Origin of the sequence: Pseudomonas sp. B1(2018) (assembly GCF_003097365.1) — a bacterium.
GTDB lineage: Bacteria > Pseudomonadota > Gammaproteobacteria > Pseudomonadales > Pseudomonadaceae > Aquipseudomonas > Aquipseudomonas laurylsulfatiphila.
The window spans coordinates 16293-38191 of the sequence record NZ_PYUK01000032.1; the positions used below are offsets into that span (position 1 = coordinate 16293).

At 61.6% G+C, this 21899-nt stretch carries 26 protein-coding genes; 13 read left to right on the top strand and 13 right to left on the bottom strand.

Going from position 1 to position 21899, the window contains the following annotated elements; translation table 11 throughout:
• The first annotated feature begins 176 nt into the window (after window positions 1-176).
• Genes C9422_RS30770 through C9422_RS30780 form a run of 3 tightly spaced genes read left to right on the top strand, consistent with a single transcriptional unit; the run spans window position 177 to window position 2430 of the window.
• Entirely contained in the window at window positions 177-1193 is a 1017-nt protein-coding gene (locus C9422_RS30770) for an aldo/keto reductase (protein WP_116583257.1), read from the top strand.
• Between the two features lie 2 nt (window positions 1194-1195).
• Window positions 1196-1993: an SDR family NAD(P)-dependent oxidoreductase gene (locus C9422_RS30775; RefSeq protein ID WP_116583258.1), complete on the top strand. Its 798-nt coding sequence runs from the start codon at window positions 1196-1198 to the stop codon at window positions 1991-1993.
• A 26-nt stretch (window positions 1994-2019) separates the two neighbouring features.
• Window positions 2020-2430 carry an SRPBCC family protein gene (locus C9422_RS30780; RefSeq protein WP_116583259.1) on the top strand — a complete coding sequence of 137 codons (411 nt, stop codon included), beginning with the start codon at window positions 2020-2022 and terminating at the stop codon, window positions 2428-2430.
• Between the two features lie 88 nt (window positions 2431-2518).
• Here C9422_RS30780 and C9422_RS30785 read toward each other — a convergent pair whose 3' ends face one another.
• Both C9422_RS30785 and C9422_RS30790 read right to left on the bottom strand, forming a co-directional pair.
• Window positions 2519-3922 (bottom strand): HAMP domain-containing sensor histidine kinase, encoded by a 1404-nt coding sequence (locus C9422_RS30785; protein ID WP_116583260.1) that lies wholly within the window; start codon window positions 3920-3922, stop codon window positions 2519-2521.
• Window positions 3900-4583, bottom strand: coding sequence for a response regulator transcription factor (locus C9422_RS30790; RefSeq protein WP_020796732.1), 684 nt, complete (start codon window positions 4581-4583; stop codon window positions 3900-3902). Before C9422_RS30790 ends, C9422_RS30785 begins: the two co-directional genes overlap by 23 nt.
• 132 nt (window positions 4584-4715) lie before the next feature.
• Here C9422_RS30790 and C9422_RS32720 point away from each other — a divergent pair, with 132 nt between their 5' ends.
• Window positions 4716-5066: a hypothetical protein gene (locus C9422_RS32720; protein WP_007973747.1), complete on the top strand. Its 351-nt coding sequence runs from the start codon at window positions 4716-4718 to the stop codon at window positions 5064-5066.
• A 179-nt stretch (window positions 5067-5245) separates the two neighbouring features.
• Window positions 5246-6175 carry a hypothetical protein gene (locus C9422_RS30800; protein WP_007973749.1) on the top strand — a complete coding sequence of 310 codons (930 nt, stop codon included), beginning with the start codon at window positions 5246-5248 and terminating at the stop codon, window positions 6173-6175.
• 232 nt (window positions 6176-6407) lie between these two features.
• Here the strand turns inward: C9422_RS30800 and C9422_RS30805 are convergent, their stop codons facing one another.
• Window positions 6408-7013, bottom strand: a complete 606-nt coding sequence (locus tag C9422_RS30805; protein ID WP_007973752.1) for a glutathione S-transferase — start codon at window positions 7011-7013, stop codon at window positions 6408-6410.
• A gap of 382 nt (window positions 7014-7395) precedes the next feature.
• On the opposite strand from C9422_RS30805, the gene C9422_RS30810 reads away from it, so the two are divergent.
• The 3 genes from C9422_RS30810 to C9422_RS30820 all read left to right on the top strand — a co-directional run bounded on the left by C9422_RS30810 (window position 7396) and on the right by C9422_RS30820 (window position 10115).
• Window positions 7396-7800, top strand: coding sequence for a TraR/DksA C4-type zinc finger protein (locus tag C9422_RS30810; RefSeq protein WP_007935965.1), 405 nt, complete (start codon window positions 7396-7398; stop codon window positions 7798-7800).
• Window positions 7801-8418: 618 nt separating this feature from the next.
• Window positions 8419-9642 carry a methyl-accepting chemotaxis protein gene (locus C9422_RS30815; RefSeq protein ID WP_371924947.1) on the top strand — a complete coding sequence of 408 codons (1224 nt, stop codon included), beginning with the start codon at window positions 8419-8421 and terminating at the stop codon, window positions 9640-9642.
• A gap of 269 nt (window positions 9643-9911) precedes the next feature.
• Window positions 9912-10115, top strand: a complete 204-nt coding sequence (locus tag C9422_RS30820; protein ID WP_116583276.1) for a hypothetical protein — start codon at window positions 9912-9914, stop codon at window positions 10113-10115.
• A 5-nt stretch (window positions 10116-10120) separates the two neighbouring features.
• Here C9422_RS30820 and C9422_RS30825 read toward each other — a convergent pair whose 3' ends face one another.
• From C9422_RS30825 to C9422_RS32725, 3 genes are all read right to left on the bottom strand, one after another.
• Complete coding sequence (locus C9422_RS30825; RefSeq protein WP_007973758.1) at window positions 10121-10357, bottom strand: DUF2789 domain-containing protein; 237 nt, start codon at window positions 10355-10357, stop codon at window positions 10121-10123.
• A gap of 132 nt (window positions 10358-10489) precedes the next feature.
• Window positions 10490-10720: a hypothetical protein gene (locus tag C9422_RS30830; protein ID WP_007973761.1), complete on the bottom strand. Its 231-nt coding sequence runs from the start codon at window positions 10718-10720 to the stop codon at window positions 10490-10492.
• Between the two features lie 161 nt (window positions 10721-10881).
• Complete coding sequence (locus C9422_RS32725; RefSeq protein WP_007973763.1) at window positions 10882-11130, bottom strand: hypothetical protein; 249 nt, start codon at window positions 11128-11130, stop codon at window positions 10882-10884.
• A 412-nt stretch (window positions 11131-11542) separates the two neighbouring features.
• Between C9422_RS32725 and C9422_RS30840 the strand changes: the two genes are divergently transcribed.
• From C9422_RS30840 to C9422_RS30855, 4 genes are all read left to right on the top strand, one after another.
• A complete protein-coding gene (locus C9422_RS30840; protein WP_007973765.1) occupies window positions 11543-12013 on the top strand; it encodes a hypothetical protein in 471 nt (156 codons plus the stop codon).
• On the top strand, window positions 12013-12216 hold the full coding sequence (locus C9422_RS30845; RefSeq protein ID WP_116583261.1) for a hypothetical protein: 204 nt from the start codon (window positions 12013-12015) through the stop codon (window positions 12214-12216). Before C9422_RS30840 ends, C9422_RS30845 begins: the two co-directional genes overlap by 1 nt.
• 118 nt (window positions 12217-12334) lie before the next feature.
• On the top strand, window positions 12335-13348 hold the full coding sequence (locus tag C9422_RS30850; protein ID WP_116583262.1) for an ABC transporter substrate-binding protein: 1014 nt from the start codon (window positions 12335-12337) through the stop codon (window positions 13346-13348).
• Between the two features lie 115 nt (window positions 13349-13463).
• Window positions 13464-13901, top strand: a complete 438-nt coding sequence (locus C9422_RS30855; protein ID WP_116583263.1) for a DUF3995 domain-containing protein — start codon at window positions 13464-13466, stop codon at window positions 13899-13901.
• 141 nt (window positions 13902-14042) lie between these two features.
• Here C9422_RS30855 and C9422_RS30860 read toward each other — a convergent pair whose 3' ends face one another.
• The 7 genes from C9422_RS30860 to C9422_RS30890 form a co-directional block, all read right to left on the bottom strand.
• On the bottom strand, window positions 14043-14405 hold the full coding sequence (locus C9422_RS30860; protein WP_116583264.1) for a Na+/H+ antiporter subunit G: 363 nt from the start codon (window positions 14403-14405) through the stop codon (window positions 14043-14045).
• A complete protein-coding gene (locus C9422_RS30865; protein WP_007973773.1) occupies window positions 14402-14680 on the bottom strand; it encodes a K+/H+ antiporter subunit F in 279 nt (92 codons plus the stop codon). Before C9422_RS30865 ends, C9422_RS30860 begins: the two co-directional genes overlap by 4 nt.
• Window positions 14677-15165, bottom strand: a complete 489-nt coding sequence (locus tag C9422_RS30870) for a Na+/H+ antiporter subunit E (RefSeq protein WP_116583265.1) — start codon at window positions 15163-15165, stop codon at window positions 14677-14679. The genes C9422_RS30865 and C9422_RS30870 overlap by 4 nt, the downstream gene beginning before the upstream one ends.
• On the bottom strand, window positions 15162-16847 hold the full coding sequence (locus tag C9422_RS30875) for a monovalent cation/H+ antiporter subunit D (RefSeq protein WP_116583266.1): 1686 nt from the start codon (window positions 16845-16847) through the stop codon (window positions 15162-15164). Before C9422_RS30875 ends, C9422_RS30870 begins: the two co-directional genes overlap by 4 nt.
• Entirely contained in the window at window positions 16844-17188 is a 345-nt protein-coding gene (locus C9422_RS30880) for a Na+/H+ antiporter subunit C (RefSeq protein WP_007973781.1), read from the bottom strand. Before C9422_RS30880 ends, C9422_RS30875 begins: the two co-directional genes overlap by 4 nt.
• A complete protein-coding gene (locus tag C9422_RS30885) occupies window positions 17188-20106 on the bottom strand; it encodes a monovalent cation/H+ antiporter subunit A (protein WP_116583267.1) in 2919 nt (972 codons plus the stop codon). The genes C9422_RS30880 and C9422_RS30885 overlap by 1 nt, the downstream gene beginning before the upstream one ends.
• A gap of 209 nt (window positions 20107-20315) precedes the next feature.
• Window positions 20316-21251 carry a DMT family transporter gene (locus C9422_RS30890; RefSeq protein ID WP_256590052.1) on the bottom strand — a complete coding sequence of 312 codons (936 nt, stop codon included), beginning with the start codon at window positions 21249-21251 and terminating at the stop codon, window positions 20316-20318.
• Window positions 21252-21335: 84 nt separating this feature from the next.
• Between C9422_RS30890 and C9422_RS30895 the strand changes: the two genes are divergently transcribed.
• A complete protein-coding gene (locus tag C9422_RS30895; protein ID WP_116583269.1) occupies window positions 21336-21899 on the top strand; it encodes a helix-turn-helix domain-containing protein in 564 nt (187 codons plus the stop codon).

Here is a 21899-nt window from a genome sequence, read left to right on the forward strand (position 1 = left end):
CCGATGCTCGCAATCTAGGATCGGCTCAACGGTCACCTGCAACGAGGTGGCCCTTCTGTAGGAGCCGGCTTGCCGGCGATAGCGGTTCGTCAGGCGACACCTGCTTCGGCTGTTCCGGCGCCATCGCCGGCAAGCCGGCTCCCACAGGTTGACCTGATACTCAAGAGGACTTATCCATGAGCTTGAAAGACAAACTGCCCGGCGCGCTGGGTTTGGGCACCGCCCCACTGGGCAACATGTTCCGCGCCATTCCCGAAGACGAGGCGATGGCCACCGTCCATGCCGCCTGGGACGCCGGCGTGCGTTACTTCGATACCGCGCCGTTCTACGGTTCCGGCCTGTCGGAAATTCGCCTCGGCGCCGCATTGGCCCGCTACAACCGCGACGACTATGTACTGAGCAGCAAGGTCGGCCGGGTGATCCTCGATGAAGTCGAAGACACCGCCGCCCGTGACCTGGGCGAGAAGAGCGGGGTGTTCGAGCACGGCCTGCCGAACAAAATCGTCAACGACTACAGCGCCGACGCGACCCTGCGCTCCATCGAAGACAGCCTCAAGCGCCTGCAAACCGACCGCCTGGACATCGTCTGGGTCCACGATATCGCCCAGGACTTCTACGGCGATCAATGGCTGGAGTACTTCAACCAGGCCCGCACCGGCGCGTTCAAAGTGCTCACACGCTTGCGCGAGGAAGGCGTGATCAAGGGCTGGGGCCTGGGGGTGAACAAGGTCGAACCCTGCGAGCTGACCCTTGATCTGAGCGAAGCGCAGCCGGACGGTTTTCTGCTGGCGGGTCGCTACACTCTTCTGGACCATGATCGCGCCTTGCAGCGTTTGATGGACGCCGCCCTGGCGCAGCAGGTCGAAATCGTGGTCGGCGGTCCTTACAGCTCGGGCATCCTGGCCGGTGGCGCGCACTTCGAATACCAGAAGGCCGGCCCGGCGATCATCGACAAGGTCGAGCAGATCAAGCGTATCGCGGGGGCCCATGGCGTCGACGTCAAGGCCGCCGCATTGCAGTTTTCGCTGGCTAACCCGGCAGTCGCCGCGGTGATTCCTGGTTCCAGCCGTCCGCAGCGGATTGCCGAAGACGTGGCCGCGTTGTCGGCGGTGATTCCCGCTGCTTTCTGGCAGGCGTTGCGTGAGGCCAAGCTGGTTTCCGAGCGTGCGCCCTTGCCCCTCATTGGAGCTTGAACATGAAGATTGATTTGAGCGGAAAACTGGCAATTGTCAGCGGCAGTACCGCCGGCATCGGCCTGGGCATCAGCCAGGCGCTGGCCGAGGCGGGCGCCACGGTGGTGGTGATCGGCCGCGATACGGCCAAGGTCGAGCAGGCACTGGCGAGCATCCGTCAGCGTGTTCCTGCTGCGCAATTGCGTGGCGTGACCGCCGACCTGGGCACCGCCGAAGGCGCCGAAAAACTGTTCGCCGCCGAACCACGGGCAGACATCCTGGTGAACAACCTCGGGATCTTCAATACGGTGGATTTCTACGACGCCCCGGACAGTGAGTGGACGCGCTTCTACGAGGTCAACGTGATCTCCGGTGTGCGCCTGTCCCGGCACTACACGCCGGGCATGGTCAAGCAGGGGTGGGGGCGGGTGATCTTCCTGTCTTCGGAATCCGGCGTGGCGACCCCGGCGGACATGATCAACTATGGCGTGACCAAAAGCGCCAACCTGGCGGTGTCCCATGGCCTGGCCAAACGCCTGGCCGGCACCGGGGTGACGGTCAACGCGATCCTGCCCGGCCCGACCTTTACCGACGGCCTGGAGGACATGCTCAAGGACGCCACGGCCGAATCCGGGCGCAGTGCCCGGGACGAAGCCGATGCGTTCGTGCGCAAGGCCCGGCCGACGTCGATCATCCAGCGCGTGGCGGACGTCGAGGAGGTTGCGAATCTGGTGGCCTACATCGCTTCGCCGTTATCCTCGGCCACCACCGGTGCTGCCTTGCGGGTCGACGGCGGTGTCGTCGACAGCCTGGCCATCTGAACCTTATTGATTGGAGAAAGCATTTCATGGCAACTGCAACAGCCTTCATCGACATCCCGGCTTCGGCCGAGCAGGTCTGGCAATTGATTGGCGGGTTCAACTCGCTGCCGGACTGGCTGCCGTTCATTCCCAGGAGCGAGCTCAGTGACGGCGGGCGCGTGCGCAGCCTGCAAACGGCGGATGGCGCGGTGGTGATCGAACGCCTGCAAACCTTCGACAACGCGGGCCGAACCTACAGCTACTCGATTGAGCTGGCACCCTTTCCGGCGACTGATTATCTGGCGACGATCAAGGTCCAGGCGCAAGGCGAGGGCGCGCGGGTGACCTGGTCCGGGCGGTTTGAACCGGTGGGTGTGAGCAACGAGGAAGTGGAGGCGTTGTTTACCGGGATTTACTCCGGTGGATTGCAAGCATTGCGGGCCAACTACCCGGGTTGAGATTTTTAAAAGATCGCAGCCTTCGGCAGCTCCTACAGGTGTACACAAAACCCTGTAGGAGCTGCCGCAGGCTGCGATCTTTTGCTTTTCAAGTCTGCGGTATCAAGCTTTCCCGACAATCAAGCACCAACCGCGCACCGCCCAGTTCGCTGCTGCCCACCTCCAGCGTAAACCCGTGCAGGCTGACAATCGCCGCGACGATGGACAGGCCCAGTCCGAAGCCGGTCTTTTGATTGCCGGCCTCGGCGCGATAGAAACGCTGGAATACCGCTTCACGCTCCGCCTCGGGAATGCCGGGGCCGGAGTCGAGCACTTCGATTCGTGTATGCCCGCCAGCATTGACCCCGCGCAGGATCACCGCACCACCGGGCGGGGTGAACTTGATCGAGTTGCTGAGCAGGTTCGCCACGGCTTCAAACAGCAGCGCCCGGTCGCCGTTGAGAGGTGGCAATGACGCGGGCAGGTGCAGCTGGAAAACCAGGCCGTCGTCTTCCGCCAGGGGCAGGTAGAACTCATGCAGTTCCTGCAGCAACGCCACGGGGTCCAGTTGCACGAAACCGGAGCGGCGCCGGCGATCTTCCAGTTCGGAAATCCGCAGCAGGCCACGGAAACGCGCCATCAGCGTATCGGCTTCGGCCAGCACCAGGTCCAGTTGCATGGCCTGCGGCGAGCCTTCGCCGGCTTGCTGCTGCATGCGGTAAAGCTGCGCGCGCAGACGGGTCAGGGGCGTGCGCAGGTCATGGGCGATGTTGTCGCACACACCCTTGACCTCGTGCATCAGGCGCTCGATGCGTTCGAGCATGGCGTTGACGATGGCGGCGAGCATGTCCAGTTCGTCACGCCGATTGGACAGTGGCAGGCGCCGGCTCAGGTCGCCGGCGACTATGGCTTCGGCACTGGCCTGGATCCCGCGGATGCGGCGCAACGGCCGGCGCCGCAGCAGATACCAGCCGACGATGCCCGGCAGGATGGTCAGGGTCACCCCCCAGAACAGCGCGTGAAGAATGATGCGGGTCACGGCGAACAGCGAACCGTTGTCGCGCACCAGCACCAGCCAGCGGCCGTCGAGGGTGCGGGTCGCCACGGCGTCGCAACTGTCGGCGGGCAGCGTCTGGTCATCATTGTCGCCGGAGGCATCGCAGTCGCGCAGCATGTGGATCTTGCCATCGAGCGGCAAGCCGTCCGGAATGTAGCGCAGGGCGCCGCTGAGGTAATGGTGCCGGGCATCGAACAGGCCATAGGCGTCGATGCCGCGGATGTCGAAGGTCATGCTGACGGCGAGGGCGTCCACCAGTTGCTCGCCCGAGAAGCGCGAAAACAGGTGCTGGCGCTGCATCAGTGAGTGCTTGGCCAGGTTGTCCAGGTAAGCGGAAACCTCGTAGTACATGACCCCCATGAGGATCCCGCTCCAGATCACGAACAGCGAACTGTAGAGCGCCAGCAAACGGCTGCTGGAAGAGCGCCAGCCTTTAGACGGGTTCGGCAATGACATAACCGGAGCCTCGCACGGTCCGAATCAGTGGGACATTGCCAGGCGGGTCGATTTTCTTGCGCAGACGGCCGATGTGTACGTCGATCAGGTTGGTGCCGGGGTCGAAGTGGTAACCCCAGACTTCTTCGAAAATCATCATCCGCGAGAGGATTTGCCCGGTATTGCGCATCAGGAATTCCAGCAGTTTGTACTCGGTGGGCAACAGCGTCAGCAGTTGACCGTCGCGGCTCGCTTCGTGGCTGATCAGGTTCAGCTCCAGGTCCGCCACCCGCAACGTGGTGGCCTGGGCGGTCACGGTGTTCTGCCGGCGCAGCAGGACTTCGACCCGGGCGGCCATTTCATCGGTGGCGAAGGGTTTGGTCAGGTAGTCGTCGCCGCCGGCGCGCAAGCCGCGCACGCGCTCATCGACGTCTGACAGTGCGCTGATCATCAGGATCGGCGTCGCCACGCCCATGGTCCGCAGCGTGGTGACGATCGCCAGGCCATCGAGCTCGGGCAACATGCGGTCGAGGGTGATCAGGTCATAGTTACCGCTCACCGCACGCTCCAGCCCTTCGCGGCCATTGTCGACCCAGTCGACGTCGAGGCCGTGGCTACTCAGTTCGGCGACAATTTCCCGGGCGGTCACGGCGTCGTCTTCGATGGTCAAGATGCGGGTCATAAGGCTGGCCTGATTTGCAGTTCAATACGAAGTTGCGAGCATTTTGCCAAGAAAAAACCGCGACTTAATAAATTAACTTTCATCTGGGCGGGGTCCCGTTCGCAACATTGATATCATTGAGCCATAACTTCAATGGGGTGCTGCATTGTGCGTAACTCGATCCGCCATGGCTGGATGCCGATTTGTCTGTTGTTGTTCAGTGTGTTCAGTTCATCTGCCTGGGCTGGCAATACACCCTGCTCCGGCAAAAAGGGTGGAATCGATCGCTGCGACGGCGATCTGTTCCTGTGTAACGACGGCTCCATCAGCGGCTCGAAAAAAAGTTGCTCGGCCATGTTCGGCGGTCAGACCCAGGCACGTCCACAAGCGTTTATCCAGGACACGCAGGGGTGCTCCTGTGGCACCGGTTCGTTTTGTACCGGGCCAAGAGGCGGCGTTTACTGCCTGACCCCCAGTGGCAATAAAAGCTATAAGCGCAAATAACCCATGCATAAAACCCGTTGGCTCAACCTGTTCCTTGCAGTTTGCATGGGACTGGGAAGTTCAAACTTTCTAAGCGATTGAAGCGCAACGATTTATTCAAAGTGCGTGACTGGCACGGTGACTGCAATTCCTTCCTTGAAGAGTTGTAACACCATCTTTCTGCCTGGAGCGATACAACTATGAATAGATCCTCTGACGGTTTCTATCCCGCCATGGACGAGTCCACGACGCTGTCCGGCGTGTCCTGGGGAGCGATTTTCGCGGGTGCCGCTGCCGCGGCGGCGTTGTCGCTGATCCTGGTGTTGCTCGGCTTTGGCCTGGGTTTTTCGGCGGTATCGCCCTGGGCCAATGAAGGCGTAAGCGCCAAAGGCCTGGGGATCTCGACCATTGTCTGGCTGGCCTTCACCCAGATTGTCGCTTCGGGGCTTGGCGGTTACATCGCCGGGCGACTGCGGGTGAAGTGGGCGTACATGCACGGCGATGAAGTTTACTTTCGCGACACGGCCCATGGTTTTCTGGCCTGGTGCGTGGCGACGCTGGTGACGGCCACGCTGGTCGCCGGATCGGTCAGCAGTCTGGTCGGTGGTGGCGTGCAGGCCGGGGCGAACATGGTCGGCGGTGCGGCCAGTGCCGCGACGCAAGCCGTGGGCACTGCGGCGGGCAATACCCAAGGCGATGAGTACGGTTACTTCGTCGACAGCCTGTTCCGTGATGATCGCCCGGTTGCCGTCAGCGATGATGCGGCCCGGGGCACCGTCACCCGGATCTTTGTGCGTTCCCTGAACAGGGGTGAACTGGCCGCCGAAGACCGGACTTACCTGGCGCAACTGGTCGCGCAACGGACCAACCTCACTCAGGCCGACGCCGAACGTCGTGTCGATGAAGTCTATGCCCGCACCCAGAAGGCCGTGGCCGACGCCAAGCTGGCCGCTCAACAAGCCGCTGACACCGCTGCGAAAGTGGCGGCGTGGACCACGCTGTGGATGTTCGTTGCGCTGTTGGCCGGTGCGTTTTTCGCCAGCCTTGCCGCAACCTTCGGTGGTCGTCGCCGGGATGCGGTGGTGTATCTGGAAACCGATACCTACGTCACCGCTGCACCGATTCGTTAATCCAGGAGAACTACCATGCGTTCATTACTGCTGTTCTTTCTCGGCGTGCCGATCCCGATCATTATCTTGATTGCGTTGTTTGTGCATTGATTCGACTGAAGCTATAAAAGCTTCGCGAGCAAGTCGGATCGCCGCACCGCCGCTCCCACAGGAAAGCGTGATTCCCTGTGGGAGCGACGGTGCGGCGATCCGACTTGCTCGCGATGGCGGTCGAAGAGGCGAAATGAATCCGTCAGTCAATCGGCGTACTGACAAACACCTCAAGCCCTTCGGCATACGCCGTGAACGCGGCAATTCGCGGAAACTGCGCCGCACTCACCTGATCCGGCACCACCAGGTTGGTAAAGCTCCAGGCCACCGCCAGCGTGATGCCGTCCTGCTCGATCGCACCCTCAGTCTTCAGCGGCTGCTTTTCCAGCTCCCGCTCCAGTGCCGACCAGGCCGCCACCAGTTGTCCTTCGACCCGCTGCACCCAAGGCTCGAACTGAATTTCCGCCGGCCGCAGGTTGCGCTCGTAGTAAAGCTGCACGGATTTTTCGCTGGCGGCCAGCGCCAGGCCGATCAGGCGCAACGCGCGCAGGCGCCGAGCCGGTTCGACGGGCATCAGGCTGCTATCGGCCAGGGTTTCCAGGTAGTCGATGATCAGCGTCGAATCCATCAACACCTCACCGTCATCCAGCACCAGCGTAGGCGCCTTGACCACCGGGTTGATCTGCCGGAATTGTTCGAAGTGGCGGAACACCGAGACCGATTGATGTTCCAGCGTGATTCCCAGGCATTTGGCAGAAATGGCGGCGCGCCTGACATAGGGCGAGTCCAGCATACCGATCAGCTTCATGGTCCTTTCCTTTATATGGCCATTTCGGGAGGGACAACCTTAGCTGAGGTTCGCAGCCATGCAAATGGCAGGGGAAAAGGCGGGGAAAATGGCCCCGTGCAGGCCGTTTGTCTTCTATATACAGCCGCTCGATTGAATTTCTTGCTATAAACGCACTCCGATTACCGCCTCAAAGCCTGCCGTAGAGCATTTTCAGGGCTTTGTCGGACAAATTCGCTGTCTTTTCAGTTGCTGAGGCCTCAAGTCGGCCTTAGACTGCCGCCCCTCGTAAATTGAGTGCCGGGTGGCGCTTGGAACAAACGGCGCCTTTCCGATGGCCTGCCCAGGTCTGCCGGAACGCTCCCTAATTCGCCTTAATGCACGTTTTTTTATAGAGATATCAATGACAAAGGACAAGTTGCTGGCCATGCCGGCGGATGACTACATGAATGCCGAGCAACATGCTTTTTTCTCCGAGCTGTTGCAGAACATGAAAGTCGAAACCCATGAGCGCATCGAACAGAACCGCATCGCCATCGAAAGCCTGGACACCCCGGCCGATCCGGCAGACGCGGCTTCGGTCGAAGAAGAGCGCACCTGGCTGGTGAACGCGATCGATCGCGACCAGCGCATGCTGCCTCAGTTGGAACAAGCCCTTGAGCGCATCAAGGAAGACAGCTTTGGCTGGTGCGACGACAGCGGCGAGCCGATTGGCCTCAAGCGCCTGCTGATCAGCCCGACCACCAAGTACTGCATCGAAGCTCAAGAGCGTCACGAGCAAATCGACAAGCACCAGCGTCAGGCCTGATTCTGTGAGGTAGCCCAGTTATACCGGGCTGCCTGGAAAAGATCGCAGCCTTCGGCAGCTCCTACATTTGTTCCGTAGGTGCTGCTGAAGGCTGCGATCTTTGTTTTCTGTCGTCTGCGATTTCCCGATTCTTCTGTTGATCTGCTGCAAGGTTCGCGACTAAAGGCTCATGGATAATGGCCTTATGCTGGCGTTTAATGCGATGACAACAATTAGAAGTTTTCCGGGGTGACGATGATGACAAGAGACGGGTCTCTGGCTGCGGCAGTGCCTGCACCAGTGCTGTTGCCGAAAAACCGCTGGCTGACACCGACGCTGCAAAGCATCGCCCTGATGCTGTTGTTATGTGGCATGACGCTGGGCGGTGGGTCGCTCTACCTTGGCCTGCCCCTGGCCGTACTGATCATCTGGCTGCCTCGCTTGCGTTCGCGCGCGACCCCACAGGCGGCTTCCCCCGACAACCCCGATGCCATCGGCGAGTTGACTCGCGATCTTTCCTACACCACCAGCCATAACGCGCTCTCGGCCGCCGGGGTGGCGTTCTCGGTTCGGCAACTGGCGGAAAAACTGCAATCGCAGCTCTCGGCGGCGGCACAGATCGTCAGCAACGCCGAGGTCATGATTACCACCGAACACGCCACCTCGCTGCTCAGTCGCCAGGCGCTGAGCGCCGCCAGCGAGGCTCATCAATGCGGCGCGGTGGGGCGTACGGAACTGATCGAGTCCATTGCACGCATGCACCAGCTCAGCCAACGCGCCAGCAACAGCCGTGAACTGATCGAAGCCTTGAGCCTGCGCAGCGATGATATCCAGCGCGTGACCCTGGTGATTCAGTCCATCGCCAGCCAGACCAACCTGTTGGCGTTGAACGCCGCTATTGAAGCGGCGCGGGCGGGGGAGCACGGCCGCGGGTTTGCCGTGGTGGCCGATGAGGTGCGCGGGCTTGCCGCGCGCACGGCGACCGCGACGGGCGAAGTCGGCGAGATGGTGGCCGATATCCAGCAACGTACCGCGCAGGTGGTGGAGCAGATCCGCCAACTGTCCAGCGATCTCGACACCGGCGTCGAGCAGGTCGAGCGCACGGGGCAGCACCTGGAGAACATTGCCCGTCTGGCGGCCAGTGTCGAGTCCCAGGTCGGGGAAATCGCCCAGGGCGCAGACACCAACCGTGAACAGCTCGACAGCCTGTTTCACGCCATCGAACAGATGCGCAGCGACCTGGCGGTCAGCGACCAGCAGACCCAGCGTCTGGCCCAGGCGGCGGTGCAAATGGAAGGCCAGGCTGAAACCATCAGCGAGCGACTGGCCGAGGTGGGGCTGGATGATTATCACCAGCGGATCTATGACCTGGCCCGGGAAGGCGCGAGCCGGATTGCAGAACGTTTCGAGGCGGATATCGATGCCGGTCGAATCAGCCTGGACGATCTGTTCGACCGCAACTACCAGGTCATCCCCAACACCAGCCCGACCAAGTACCAGACGCGTTTCGACCGCTACACAGATCAGGTTTTGCCAACGATCCAGGAACCCTTGTTGCCGCGTCACGAAGGATTGGTGTTCGCCATCGCCTGCACCCAGCAGGGTTATGTGCCGACCCACAACCATGCGTTCAGCCAACCGCTGACGGGGGACGCGCAGGTCGATGCCTTGCAGAACCGGACCAAACGCAAGTTCGCCGACCGCACCGGGATCCGCTGCGGCAATCATCAGAAGGCCGTGCTGCTGCAAACCTATACCCGCGACACCGGCGAATTGATGCACGACCTCTCGGTGCCGATCATGCTCAAGGGCCGGCATTGGGGCGGTTTGCGCCTGGGCTACAAGCCGGAAAAACCGCGCTAGAAACCGCTAATGCTGGAGCGAACAACAAGTAATCTGTGGCGAGGGAGCTTGCTCCCGCTGGGCTGCGAAGCGGCCCCTCCTTTTTCCTAAAGAGCAGGGACTGCTTCGCAGTCCAACGGGAGCAAGCTCCCTCGCCACAGTTACAGTGTTCATCCTTGAGGGATTGTTACAAATCCTGCAACTGACCTGTGCAGCGTTTTGCTGTTTCCTCGTCGAAAATTTAACTAGCATACCTATTAATTAGGTTGCTAATGAAGTTCGAGGTCAGCATGCAAGGCAAAGTTGATGTCGCGGTCATGATCGGCAGCGGCGTACCTGCCAATCTGCGCTCCATGGGACGCAAGGTTTGCTGGGTGGTGTTGCTCAATGGCGAGCGCCGGGGCACGGCGTTCTCCAGTCGCGACGAAGCGGAGGAGTGCAGGACTGCCTGGTTGGCGCAATTGAACGCCGAACGACCTGACAGCCTGCATTGAAGTGCTCAGTGGGTCTGGTGCATGCGCAGGTTCAGGTCGTCGACCACCCGCGCCCAGTCTGCGTCTTCGCGCAGTTGTTCCTTGAGGAAGCCGGCCTGCTGCGGTGACCAGAACTCGGCGTCGATGAGCTTCTTGTCGTCGGGCAGGGAATGGCCGGCAATGAAGTCGTCGATCGCTTTCTGGCTCGAGTCCAGGCCGAGCTGGTCGAACAGGCCTTTCAAGTCATGTGTCGGTGATTCCATCTTCATCTCCTTGCAGGTCATCAGTCGGGTCGAGGGGCGACGTGCGGTCTCCTGGTTTCGAGGGCGCCGCACGGGTGGAGTTCGATCACGATGTTCAAACGCAACACAGAGCATAGACCGCCAATCCGGCTATCAGGCTTTCAGTGCCCCGGCATCGACCGCCGCCTTCAGTTCCCTGGCCGATTCCTGGGCCGCAATCGCAGCGACATCCGGGGTTTTGAACCAGCGATCCTTTTCGACCTGGTGATAGGTCACGGTCTTGAGCGGAGGTTTGGCGCGCATGACAATCACGGCCTGGAATTCACCCTCGACTTCTCTGGCTTCACCCCGGATAAAAAACTCGCCGATATCAAATTCCGTCACGTTGCAGACTTCCCCTGGAAATACATTGTTGTTGTCAACGCAATCCGATTGGTTGCGGATCCGTTTTATTGGGCGGGCAGTATGGCAGTAGTTGCCCGTCGACGGCTGAGATAAGTCGACGGGCAGACCAAACGTCGATGAAAATGAGCGTGGCGGGCATGTCAACCCTGTGATTCAAGGAACCGGGCGAGGGCGCAGGCTTCGTTATGATTGGCTCGGAAACCTCTTACACAGCCTGTAGAAATATCCTTGATGTGAAAGAAGGCAATACCCGCCATCACTACCTGAAAGCGCAGGCGGGGAGGGACATCCGGAAGCGGTTCAGAACGGCCGAACGGCAACGGCTGCGAGATCGCTGTTGTTTCCGAGTCAGGCAGCAAGGGATAGGCAAAGTGTGTCAGTGTGCACATATGAAGTCCTTTTCATTGTTTTACCGACGTATGTACGTCGTTTTGGCTAGTCTCCAGGAGCATCGCTGCTCTAGAATCACCCTGACTGGTGGGTGAATGATGTTTATCTAAAGCAATTTTTTGCTGAGGATATGTAGGAAAATTTGTTCTCTTGGTGAGATTTTTCCCCGAAGTTGATAGTCCATAATTTTCTGGCAGCAGGAAGGGCGTTTTCCTTCAGCCTGTGACGAACGCCAGTCAGGACGACGCGAGTGACGTTCCAGTAGTCTTCTCAAGCTTCGTGATGAATGAGTGCACTGCTCATTCAGGACTTCAATCCGGGTTCTCTGGCTACACCTTCGGCATTGCCGCTTTTTTGGCTGTGCGATTATTTTCGCGTACGGCACCATTTTTCAGATGTGGGGATGTTTCCTTGGCAGTAAGTAATCTCGATATGCATGCCCTGTTCGTGCTGGGCGATTTGCGCGCAAAGCTGGTCAAGCAGTTTCAGTCACGTTTCGTTTACATCACCGAACAGAACGCTGAAGGCATTTACATTGCCGAAATCGACACCGAGTCAGCCCTGGTGGTGGACGACAAACCCGGACTCAAGCTCAAGGTCGGCGATCATTTCAGTGCCTCCGTGCTGCCCAGTCGCGAAGGCGGCAAGCTGGACATCAGGTTCCGCGACATCAAGCTGACGGTTTACGGAATTGGCGATTACGCCTTCGTGACCACGGCCGACGGTCAGGGGATCGTGTTCAAGGAAGGTCACAGCGTGGTGATGGTGTTTGCCGCCCATCAACAGCTGCAGGAAGGCCTGACCAAGACCCTCAAGGCCGTGACCGCCAAAGCGGCCAAGTGGCGCAAGGGCGAGCTGGTGACCTTCAAGGCCAGCGAGTGATGACCCAGACCCGCGCCGACTTCCATGAACAGAACCTGGCCAGCGCTCAAGACGAAGCGCGGCGGCTGTTCGGGCAGAAGACACTTCTGCAAGGAGCCTGGCTGAACTGGGTGGCGTCACAGCTTTACCAACTGCAACCGGCGCCCTACGCCAGCATGGTCAGACGAGAGCTGGCGCGTTTGCAGGAAACGTCCGAAAACTGATCCACGCACCTCGAAAACGGGAACCTCTACTACAGTCATTGGACTGAGTATTCAGAGGCCTCGCGGTCTACTGCCAGGCCATCCTGCTATTGCTGTGAACAGCACGAGGTGCAAAAGCATGAACGGATTTCGACGGTTGCTGGCTGCTGTCCTGGCCACTTTCGGTTTGCTGGTGACACCCGCCCCGGTGTTTGCCGCCCAGGCGCCGATCCACTTTGCCGACCTGAACTGGGAAAGCGGCAGCCTGATCACCGATGTCCTGCGCATCATTGTCGAGAAGGGCTACGGGCTGCCCACCGATACCTTGCCGGGCACCACCATCACCCTGGAAACCGCGCTGGCCAACAATGACATCCAGGTCATTGGCGAAGAGTGGGCCGGTCGCAGCCCGGTCTGGGTCAAGGCCGAAGCCGAAGGCAAGGTCGTCAGCCTCGGTGACACGGTCAAGGGCGCTACCGAAGGCTGGTGGGTGCCGGAATACGTGATCAAGGGCGACCCCGCCAAGGGCATCAAGCCGCTGGCACCAGACCTGCGCAGCGTCAGCGACCTGCCGCGCTACAAGGACGTGTTCAAGGACCCGGAAGCCCCGACCAAGGGGCGTTTCCTCAACAGCCCGATCGGCTGGACCTCGGAAGTGGTCAACAAGCAGAAGCTCAAGGCGTACGGCCTGGACGACAGCTACGTGAACTTCCGCAGCGGTTCGGGCGCGGCCCTGGATGCAGAGATCAGTTCGTCCATTCATCGTGGCAAGCCGGTGCTGTTTTACTACTGGTCGCCTACGCCTTTGCTCGGCCGCTTCAAGCTGATTCAACTGGAGGAGCCTGCGTTCGACGCCGAAGCCTGGAAGACCCTGACCGATGCCGACAACCCCAATCCACGGCCGACCCGTTCCCTGGCTTCGAAGCTGTCGATCGGTGTCTCCACTCCGTTCCAGAAGCAATATCCGCAGATTGCCGAGTTCTTTGCCAAGGTCGACTTCCCGATCGACCCGCTGAACAAGGCGCTGGCCGAAATGAGCGAGAAACATACGCCGCCGCGCCAGGCAGCGCAGGCGTTCATGAAGGCTCACCCGGACGTCTGGCGCGCCTGGCTGCCCAAGGACGTGGCGGACAAAGTCTCCGCTGCCCTGTAGGAGCTGCCGCAGGCTGCGATCTTTTGATCTTGTCTGAAAAAGCAAAATCAAAAGATCGCAGCCTGCGGCAGCTCCTACAATGTTCTGTTCAAATCCCTTTCAAGGATTCCTGACCATGACCTTGCTGTTGGCTCAATGGCTGGTGACGATCTTCGCCGTGATCAGTCTGGTGCATGTGTATTGGGCGTTGGGTGGCGAGTGGGCGGCGGTGGCGGCGGTCCCGCAAGTACCGCAGGAGGGCAGCACAAAACTGAGGCCGGCGTTCAAGCCGCGAGGCTGGATCACGCTGGTGGTGGCCGGGGCGTTGCTGTTGATCGCCGTGCTGGTGTGCTGGCGGGTGGGTTGGTGCCTGCCGCCCTTGCACCACTGGTCGTTGCAGTGGGTGATCAGCGCCATTGCGATCTTGCTGTTTGCCCGGGCCATTGGCGATTCGGAGCTGGTGGGCTTTTTCAAGGAGGTCAAGGGCTCGGAGTTTGCCCGGCTCGACACCTGGGTTTATTCGCCGTTGTGTGTGGTGTTGGGGGCGGGCTTGTTGGCGGTGGCCTGGATTTGAGGCAGACCGGTGCTGATGCATTGACAGGTCTATCGCCTTCGCGAGCAAGCCCGCTCCCACAGGTTTTGTGTGCGCCACAAATCCACTGTGGGAGCGAGCTTGCTCGCGATGAGGCCGGTCCAGTCGATACAAATCCTTGGTCTAACTACCGCTCTCCGTACGCCGACTACTCACCTCAGCCGGCACATCATCCCCGGCCATGCGCTTGCGAAACAGCGCCGCTCGGGCCAGCAGCAAGGTGGTCACCGGCACGGTAATCGCCAGCAGGATCGGAATCAGCCAGGCGTGCAAGACAGGCGCAGACTTGAGCGCCGAAAAATAGATGATCGAAGCCAGCGCCACGCACCAGGCGCCGAGCGTCGAGGCCAGCGCCGGTGGGTGCATGCGCTGGAAGTAGTCCTGCATGCGCAGCAGGCCCGTGGCGCCGATCAAGGCAAACAGGCTGCCGAGCACCAGCAGGATCGCCACCGGGATTTCCACCCACAACGACAAGGGCGCATTCATTCGATCACCTCACCACGCAGCAGGAATTTCGCCAGGGCGAACGAGCCGACGAAACCGAACAGGGCGATCAGCAGCGCCGCCTCGAAATAGGTGTCACTGGCATAACGAATACCCAGCGTCAGCATCATCAGCATCGCGACGATGTACAGGTAGTCCAGCGCCAGGACCCGGTCCTGGGCCGACGGCCCTTTGAACAGGCGGATCAGGGTCAGGATCATCGCCAGGGAAAACAGGAACAGGCTCAGCAGGATCGCGTTCGCCAGCAAGGGGCTCATTCGAAGATCTCCATCAACGGACGCTCGTAGGTCGCCTTGAAGTGCTGGATGAACAGCGCCTCGTCGTCCAGGTCGAAGACGTGCAACAGCAGAATGCTGCGGTCCAGCGCCAGCTCCGACCAGACCGTACCGGGTACCACCGTGGTGATCATCGACAGCGCGGCCAGGCCGTTGGCGTCGCGCAAGTCCAGCGGCACCTTGATGAATTGCGAGCGTGGCGGGCGGCGCCCGGCATTGAGCACGCCCCAGGCCACGGCGAGGTTGGACACCAGCACATCGCGCCCGACCAGCAGGACCAGGCGCAGGATCACCCCCGGACGACGGATGCGCACCGGCAGCGGACGCAGCCTGCGCATCATCAGCGGCGCGCAGAACCCCAGCGCCGCCCCCAGCAGCAGGTTGCCGGGGCTGGTCGACAGGTTCAGCAACAGCCACAGCAGGCACAAGGCCAGCGAGAGCAAGGGGGCGGGAAACAGACGCTTCATGGTTGCACCTCCTGCGGGATCGCCTTGGCCGTGGGGTTCGGTACGACGCGGGTGTCGAGGACAGCCATCACGTATTGCTGCGGGTTGTACAAGGCATCGGCGGCGGCCTGGGTGTAGCGCAGCAGCGGATCGGCCTTGAAGGTCAGCGCAATGCTCAAGCCCAGCAGCGCGAAGATCGGCACGCATTCCAGGCGTCGCAGCAGGGGCGATGGTCGTTCCGCCGGCGTCCAGAAGCGCTGGATGCCCAGGCGCGAGAATGCGACCAGCGACGCCAGCCCCGACACAATCAACAACACCAGCAGGCCCCACGCAGCGTTGGAAATCGGTGTGTCGCCGCTGTTGCCCAGGCCCAGCGGATTGAGCAGGGCGCCGATCAACCCGAGTTTGCCGATAAACCCGGAGAGCGGCGGCATGCCGATGATCAGCAAGGCGCAGGCGATGAAGCTCAGGCCGAGAAACGCCATGGTCCAGGGGATCACCTGGCCGACCACGGCTTTCTGGTCGTCGTCGAGGTTGGTGCCTTTGGGAGGATGCAGGGATTCCAGGGGGCGGGGCAGCAGTTCGGCTTCATCTTCGAGCTGTATCTCGTTGGCCGAGCGCGAACGCTCGATCAGTTCGGCCAGCAGGAACAGCGCGCTCAACGCCAGGGTCGAGCTGAACAGATAGAACAGCGCTGCGCCCACCAGGTTCGGCTGGGCGAAACCGATGGTCGACAACAGGATGCCCGCCGACACCAGAATGCTCAGGCTGGCCATGCGCTCCAGGCGTTGCGCGGCGAGGATCGCAAGGGCGGCGCAGACGATGGTCGCCATGCCGCCGTAGATCAGCCACTCCCCGCCAAAGAACGCCGATGCCCCGGCCTGGGCGGAGAACAGCAGCGTCCACAGGCGCAGCAAGGTGTAGACGCCGACCTTGGTCATGATCGCGAACATCGCCGCCACCGGCGCGCTGGCCGAGGAATAGGCCGGCACCAGCCAGAAGTTCAACGGCCACATGCCGGCCTTGGCCAGAAACGCGACGGCCAGGATCCCCGCGCCGGCGTGCAGCAAGCCCCGATCGGCTTCGGACACCAGCGGGATTTTCACCGCCAGATCGGCCATGTTCAGCGTGCCGGTCACCCCATAGATCAGCGCCGCGCCAATCAGGAACAGCGACGAGGCCAGCAGGTTGATCGAGATGTAATGCAGTCCCGACGACACCCGCGCCCGGCCCGAGCCGTGGAGCATCAAGCCGTAGGACGCGGCCAGCAACACCTCGAAGAATACGAACAGGTTGAACAGGTCCGCAGTGAGGAATGCGCCGTAAAGCCCCATCAACTGGATCTGGAACAGTGCGTGGAAACTCGAACCGGCGCTGTCCCAGCGGGCCATGGCGAACAGCAGGGCACTGACGCCGATGATGCCGGTCAGCACCAGCATCAGCGCCGACAGGCGATCGACCACCAGCACCAGGCCGAACGGCACTTGCCAGTTGCTCGGCAGGTACACGCCGATGGAGCCTGGCACGCCGGTGGTTTGCGTCCATTGCAACAACGCCACGGCAATGCCCAGCCCGAGCAGGCTGGAGAACAGATTGATCCTGGCCTTGAGCGGCCGATGCTTCTCGCCGAGCATCAGCATGATCGCGGCCGTCAGCAACGGCAGCAGGATGGGCGCGACGATCAGGTGGGTCATCGCCATCATTCCCTGGGCTCCCGGCCATCCACATGGTCGGTGCCGGTCAGGCCCCGGGACGCCAGCAGCACCACCAGGAACAGCGCGGTCATGGCGAAGCTGATGACGATCGCCGTCAGCACCAGCGCTTGCGGCAACGGATCGGTGTAGTGCAACAGATCCTGCGGCACGCCGTCCTTGATGATCGGTTCCTTGCCGATGAACAGGCTGCCCATGCTGAAAATGAACAGGTTGACGCCATAGGACAGCAGGCAAAGGCCCATGACCACCTGGAACGTCCGTGGGCGCAGGATCAGCCACACACCGGACGCGGCCAGGACGCCGATGGCGATTGCGATGACTTCTTCCATCAGACGGCTCCCTTGGCGGCAACGGATTTAGGCTGGGCAGCGGTTTTGTGGCCACGCACCGATTGGTGGGCGAGGGCGGTGAGGATCAACAGGGTCGAGCCGACCACCACGCCGTACACGCCGATGTCGAAGAACAGCGCGCTGGCCAGGTGAATGTCACCCAGCAGCGGCAACGAAAAATGCCAGGTATGGGTGGTCAGGAACGGGTAGCCGACCAGCATCGCACCCAGGCCGGTGGCCGTGGCAAACAGCAGTCCGGTGCCCATCCAGCGCAGCGGTCGCAGGCTCATTTGCGCCTCGACCCACTGCGTGCCGGCGACCATGTATTGCAGGATGAACGCCACCGACATCACCAGCCCGGCGACAAAGCCGCCACCCGGTTGATTGTGCCCGCGCATGAACAGGTAGAACGACACCACCAGCGCCACCGGCAACAGCAGGCGCACCAGCACCGCCGGCACCATCATGAAGCCGAGCGCGGTGTCGCTGGCGTGACGCGGGTTGACCAGGTCGGTGACCACATCCGGTGCGAGCAAGCGTTGCTGGGCCGGCAGCTGCAGGCTTTCTTTCGGCGGACGGAAGCGGCGCAGCAGGGCGTACACGGTCAGGGCCACGGCCACCAGTACGGTGATTTCACCGAGGGTGTCGAAACCGCGGAAGTCCACCAGCATCACGTTGACCACGTTGCTGCCGCCGCCTTCGGGCAAGGCGCGACTCAGGTAGAAGGAGGAAATGTCGTTGGGGGTCTGGCGCGTCAGCATGGCGTAGGCCAGCAACGCCATGCCGACACCGACCACGGTCGACAACATCAAGTCGCGTATCCGCCGTACCCGCGCGCGGCCCAGGCTGCCCGGCAACGGCGAGACCTCTTCGATCCGTCGTGGCAGCCAGCGCAGGCCCAGCAGGATCAGCACCGTGGTCACCACTTCGACCGCCAGTTGGGTCAGGGCCAGGTCCGGCGCCGAGAACCAGACGAAGGTGACGCAGGTCATCAGGCCGCAGACGCTGACCATGGTCAGGGCGGCCAGACGGTGATACTTGGCCTGGTACGCCGCGCCAAGGGCACAGGCGATGGCCAGCAACCACAGGGTGACGAAGACGATCGAACCGGGGATCTTCGGCCGGTCGCCCCAGTGCAGGCTGCTGTGCAGCATGGGAATCAAGCCGGCCAGCACGGCGGCGAGCACCACCAGGAACAACTGCATCTGCAGGCGCCGGGTACCGATCCGCGGCTCCAGGCGACGGGCCAGGCGCAGGCTGGCGACCAGTGCCCATTCGAACAGGTGCTTGCCGTCCAGGCGACCCACGACGGGCGGGCGGTTGAAGCGTCCGCGCTTGAATTGATTGCGCAGCAGCAGGTAAAGCACGGTGCCGCAGGACAAGGCGATCAGGCTCATGATCATCGGCGCGTTCAGGCCGTGCCAGATCGCCAGGCTGTATTCGGGCAGCGTGCCGCCGACCACCGGTTGCGCCGCCGCCGCGAGCAGCGGGCCGACCACCTGGGCCGGGAAGATCCCCACCAGCAGGCAAGTGAACACCAGCAGCTCGACCGGCGCGCGCATCCAGCGCGGTGGCTCGTGGGGCGTGTGAGGCAAGTCGGTCGCGGGCGGACCGAAGAACACATCCACGGTGAAACGCAGGGAGTAGGCCACGCTGAAGGTACCGGCGATCGTTGCCACGATCGGCAGGCTCAGCTCGACCCAGCGCGTGGCATTGATGAACACGGTCTCGGCGAAGAACATCTCTTTGGAGAGGAAGCCGTTGAGCAACGGCACGCCGGCCATCGAGGCGCTGGCGACCATGGCCAGGGTGGCGGTAAACGGCATCAGCTTGTACAGGCCGCTGAGTTTGCGGATATCGCGGGTGCCGCTTTCGTGGTCGATGATGCCGGCGGCCATGAACAACGAGGCCTTGAACGTCGCGTGGTTGAGGATGTGGAACACCGCGGCGACGGCGGCCAGCGGGCTGTTCAGGCCAAGCAGCAGGGTGATCAGGCCGAGGTGGCTGATGGTCGAGTAGGCCAGCAGTCCCTTGAGGTCGTTCTGGAACATCGCGCAGTACGCCCCGAGCAACAGGGTGCAGGCACCGGCGCCGCTGACGATGTAGAACCATTCTTCACTGCCCGAAAGCGACGGCCATAGCCGCGCGAGCAGAAACACCCCGGCCTTGACCATGGTCGCCGAGTGCAGGTATGCCGACACGGGCGTCGGCGCGGCCATGGCGTGGGGCAGCCAGAAGTGGAAGGGGAATTGCGCGCTTTTGCTCAAGGCGCCGATCAGGATCAGGGGCAGCAGGATGGGGTAGAGGGCATGGGCACGAATCAGGTCGCCGGCGGCCAGGACCTTGTCCAGGTCATAGCTGCCGACCACATGGCCGAGCAGCATGACCCCCGCCAGCAGGCACAAACCGCCTGCACCGGTCACCATCAGCGCCATGTAGGCGCCGCGCCGGGCATCGGCGCGATGGTGCCAGTAGCCGATCAACAGGAAGGAGAAGAGGCTGGTCAGCTCCCAGAAAAACACGATCTGGATCAGGTTGCCGGAGATCACCAGCCCCAGCATGGCGCCCATGAAGGCCAGGAAAAACGCGAAGAAGCGCGGCACCGGATCGTTCGGCGACATGTAGTAGCGGGCGTACAGCGACACCAGGGTGCCGATGCCCAGCACCAGCAGGGAGAACAGCCAGGCGAAACCGTCCATGCGCAGGACGAAGTTCAGGCCCAGGCTGGGCAGCCAGGAAAACTCTTCGCGAATGACGCCGCCATGGGCGATCTGCGGGTACAGGAATGCGACCTGAACGCTGCCGATCAGGGCGATCAGGCCAGCCAGCAGGGATTCGGCGTTACGGGCATTGTGCGGCAACACGGCCGCCAAACAGCTGCCTATGAATGGCAGAAGCAGTAGAACTATCAGGGACATAGGCTTCTAATCTGCGGAAGTTTGTGAAGCATCATACGTGCCAGCTCCCGGATCGCCAAACGCCAAGCTGTCGCAGAATCCTACACGGTAGACGGAAAAACCCTGATTCACATTGTTTCGTCGGGAGGCAAAAAAAGATCGCAGCCTGCGGCAGCTCCTACGGAACACCGCGTTCCCCTGTAGGAGCTGCCGCAGGCTGCGATCTTTTTTTAGTTGCCGCTTTCGCTTTCCAGCAACTCATCAACCTCGGCCGCCTTCGCCTTGGTCTTCAACTCACTGACAATCACCGCCGCTACAATCAACCCGGCCCCGACCAGGGCAATCGCCGGCAGGCGTTCCCCGGCGATGCGCCCGACAATCCCGGCCCATACCGGCTCACCGGCATAGATCAGCGTGGCGCGGGTCGGTGACACGCTTTTCTGTGCCCAGTTCATCGCCACCTGAATCGCCGCGCTCGCTGCCCCAAGGCCCAATGCGCTGCACAGCAGCAACCAGGAGAAGTCCGGAATCGCCTCGTTGGTCGGCACCACCATCAGGAACGACAACACCGACGTGACCGCCAATTGCACCGCCGTTACCCGCCGCACATCGACCTGGCCGGCATAGGTGCTGATCAGGATGATCTCGGCCGCAATGGCCACGGCGCTGATCAAGGTGGCGATTTCACCGGGGCTGAAGTTGAACGACGCACCGGCCGGCCCGGACAACAGCATTAACCCGGTGAAAGCCAGCATGATGCCGATGCTCGGCATCAACCCCGGACGCCGCCCCAGCACCAGCCATTGCAGCAATGGCACGAACGGAACATACAAGGCGGTAATGAATGCCGATTGGCTGCTGGGAATGCTCTGCAACCCGACCGTCTGCAAGCCGTAGCCGAGCATGATCGCCACGCCGATGAACGACCCGGCCTTGAGTTCGAACAGGGTTAGGTCCCGCAGGTGACGCCAGGAGAACAGGGCGACGATGCTCGCGGCGGCGGCAAAGCGCAGGCCGACGAAAAACATCGGACCGCTGACGGTCATCGCATGCTGGACCAGCAGGAAGGTTCCGCCCCAGACCATCGTGATCAGCACCAGCACGCATTCGGCCTTGCTGAACCTTGTGAAACGGGAGGAAGCCTTTGGAGAATTCACCGACGTCATGACCTTGCACGCTACTGGAGGGGGACGCACAATGCGCCGAATGTTGCGCAGTATACTGCCCAACCCCACTCAGTGAGCAATATAGTGCACAAAGATTCTACCCAACGGGCTTCGGTCCTCCAGCACGTCAGTCAAAATGTTCGTCGTTTGCGTCATGCCGCCGACCTGAGCCAGACCGCGCTGGCGGAAAAATCCGGTGTCAGCCGCCGAATGCTGGTGGCGATCGAGGCGGGGGAAAAGAATGTCAGCCTGACCACCCTCGACCGGGTGGCCGAAGCCCTCGACGTCGCCTTCAGTGACTTGATCCAGGCCCCCGATGCCCGTGATCCCAGCCGTATCAACGAACTGGCCTGGACCGGCACGATCCCCGGCAGCAGGGCGGTGTTGCTCTCCAAGGCCAGCGCCAGCCGCGAAGTCGAGCAGTGGGAGTGGTGCCTGCAACCGGGCGAGGTGTATCCCTCGGAGCCGGACGCCGATGGCTGGAGCGAACAGATTTATGTCTTCGAAGGTTGCCTGACCGTTATGCTCGGCGACCGGCCGCAGAATATTGCGGCGGGTGAATTCTTCATGTTCGCCAGCAACCAGCCGCACTGTTATCGCAATGACGGGCTGGTAGCGGCGCGGTTTGTGCGTAATGTGGTGATCTGA

What these genes read in the sequence shown, in the direction of transcription:
- C9422_RS30770 (WP_116583257.1), top strand. Translation starts at nt 177, where the DNA reads ATGAGCTTGAAAGACAAACTGCCCGGCGCGCTGGGTTTGGGCACCGCC.
- C9422_RS30775 (WP_116583258.1), top strand. Translation starts at nt 1,196, where the DNA reads ATGAAGATTGATTTGAGCGGAAAACTGGCAATTGTCAGCGGCAGTACC.
- C9422_RS30780 (WP_116583259.1), top strand. Translation starts at nt 2,020, where the DNA reads ATGGCAACTGCAACAGCCTTCATCGACATCCCGGCTTCGGCCGAGCAG.
- C9422_RS30785 (WP_116583260.1), bottom strand. Translation starts at nt 3,922, where the DNA reads ATGTCATTGCCGAACCCGTCTAAAGGCTGGCGCTCTTCCAGCAGCCGT.
- C9422_RS30790 (WP_020796732.1), bottom strand. Translation starts at nt 4,583, where the DNA reads ATGACCCGCATCTTGACCATCGAAGACGACGCCGTGACCGCCCGGGAA.
- C9422_RS32720 (WP_007973747.1), top strand. Translation starts at nt 4,716, where the DNA reads ATGGGGTGCTGCATTGTGCGTAACTCGATCCGCCATGGCTGGATGCCG.
- C9422_RS30800 (WP_007973749.1), top strand. Translation starts at nt 5,246, where the DNA reads ATGAATAGATCCTCTGACGGTTTCTATCCCGCCATGGACGAGTCCACG.
- C9422_RS30805 (WP_007973752.1), bottom strand. Translation starts at nt 7,013, where the DNA reads ATGAAGCTGATCGGTATGCTGGACTCGCCCTATGTCAGGCGCGCCGCC.
- C9422_RS30810 (WP_007935965.1), top strand. Translation starts at nt 7,396, where the DNA reads ATGACAAAGGACAAGTTGCTGGCCATGCCGGCGGATGACTACATGAAT.
- C9422_RS30815 (WP_371924947.1), top strand. Translation starts at nt 8,419, where the DNA reads ATGATTACCACCGAACACGCCACCTCGCTGCTCAGTCGCCAGGCGCTG.
- C9422_RS30820 (WP_116583276.1), top strand. Translation starts at nt 9,912, where the DNA reads ATGCAAGGCAAAGTTGATGTCGCGGTCATGATCGGCAGCGGCGTACCT.
- C9422_RS30825 (WP_007973758.1), bottom strand. Translation starts at nt 10,357, where the DNA reads ATGGAATCACCGACACATGACTTGAAAGGCCTGTTCGACCAGCTCGGC.
- C9422_RS32725 (WP_007973763.1), bottom strand. Translation starts at nt 11,130, where the DNA reads ATGTGCACACTGACACACTTTGCCTATCCCTTGCTGCCTGACTCGGAA.
- C9422_RS30845 (WP_116583261.1), top strand. Translation starts at nt 12,013, where the DNA reads ATGACCCAGACCCGCGCCGACTTCCATGAACAGAACCTGGCCAGCGCT.
- C9422_RS30850 (WP_116583262.1), top strand. Translation starts at nt 12,335, where the DNA reads ATGAACGGATTTCGACGGTTGCTGGCTGCTGTCCTGGCCACTTTCGGT.
- C9422_RS30855 (WP_116583263.1), top strand. Translation starts at nt 13,464, where the DNA reads ATGACCTTGCTGTTGGCTCAATGGCTGGTGACGATCTTCGCCGTGATC.
- C9422_RS30860 (WP_116583264.1), bottom strand. Translation starts at nt 14,405, where the DNA reads ATGAATGCGCCCTTGTCGTTGTGGGTGGAAATCCCGGTGGCGATCCTG.
- C9422_RS30865 (WP_007973773.1), bottom strand. Translation starts at nt 14,680, where the DNA reads ATGAGCCCCTTGCTGGCGAACGCGATCCTGCTGAGCCTGTTCCTGTTT.
- C9422_RS30870 (WP_116583265.1), bottom strand. Translation starts at nt 15,165, where the DNA reads ATGAAGCGTCTGTTTCCCGCCCCCTTGCTCTCGCTGGCCTTGTGCCTG.
- C9422_RS30875 (WP_116583266.1), bottom strand. Translation starts at nt 16,847, where the DNA reads ATGATGGCGATGACCCACCTGATCGTCGCGCCCATCCTGCTGCCGTTG.
- C9422_RS30880 (WP_007973781.1), bottom strand. Translation starts at nt 17,188, where the DNA reads ATGGAAGAAGTCATCGCAATCGCCATCGGCGTCCTGGCCGCGTCCGGT.
- C9422_RS30885 (WP_116583267.1), bottom strand. Translation starts at nt 20,106, where the DNA reads ATGTCCCTGATAGTTCTACTGCTTCTGCCATTCATAGGCAGCTGTTTG.
- C9422_RS30890 (WP_256590052.1), bottom strand. Translation starts at nt 21,251, where the DNA reads ATGACGTCGGTGAATTCTCCAAAGGCTTCCTCCCGTTTCACAAGGTTC.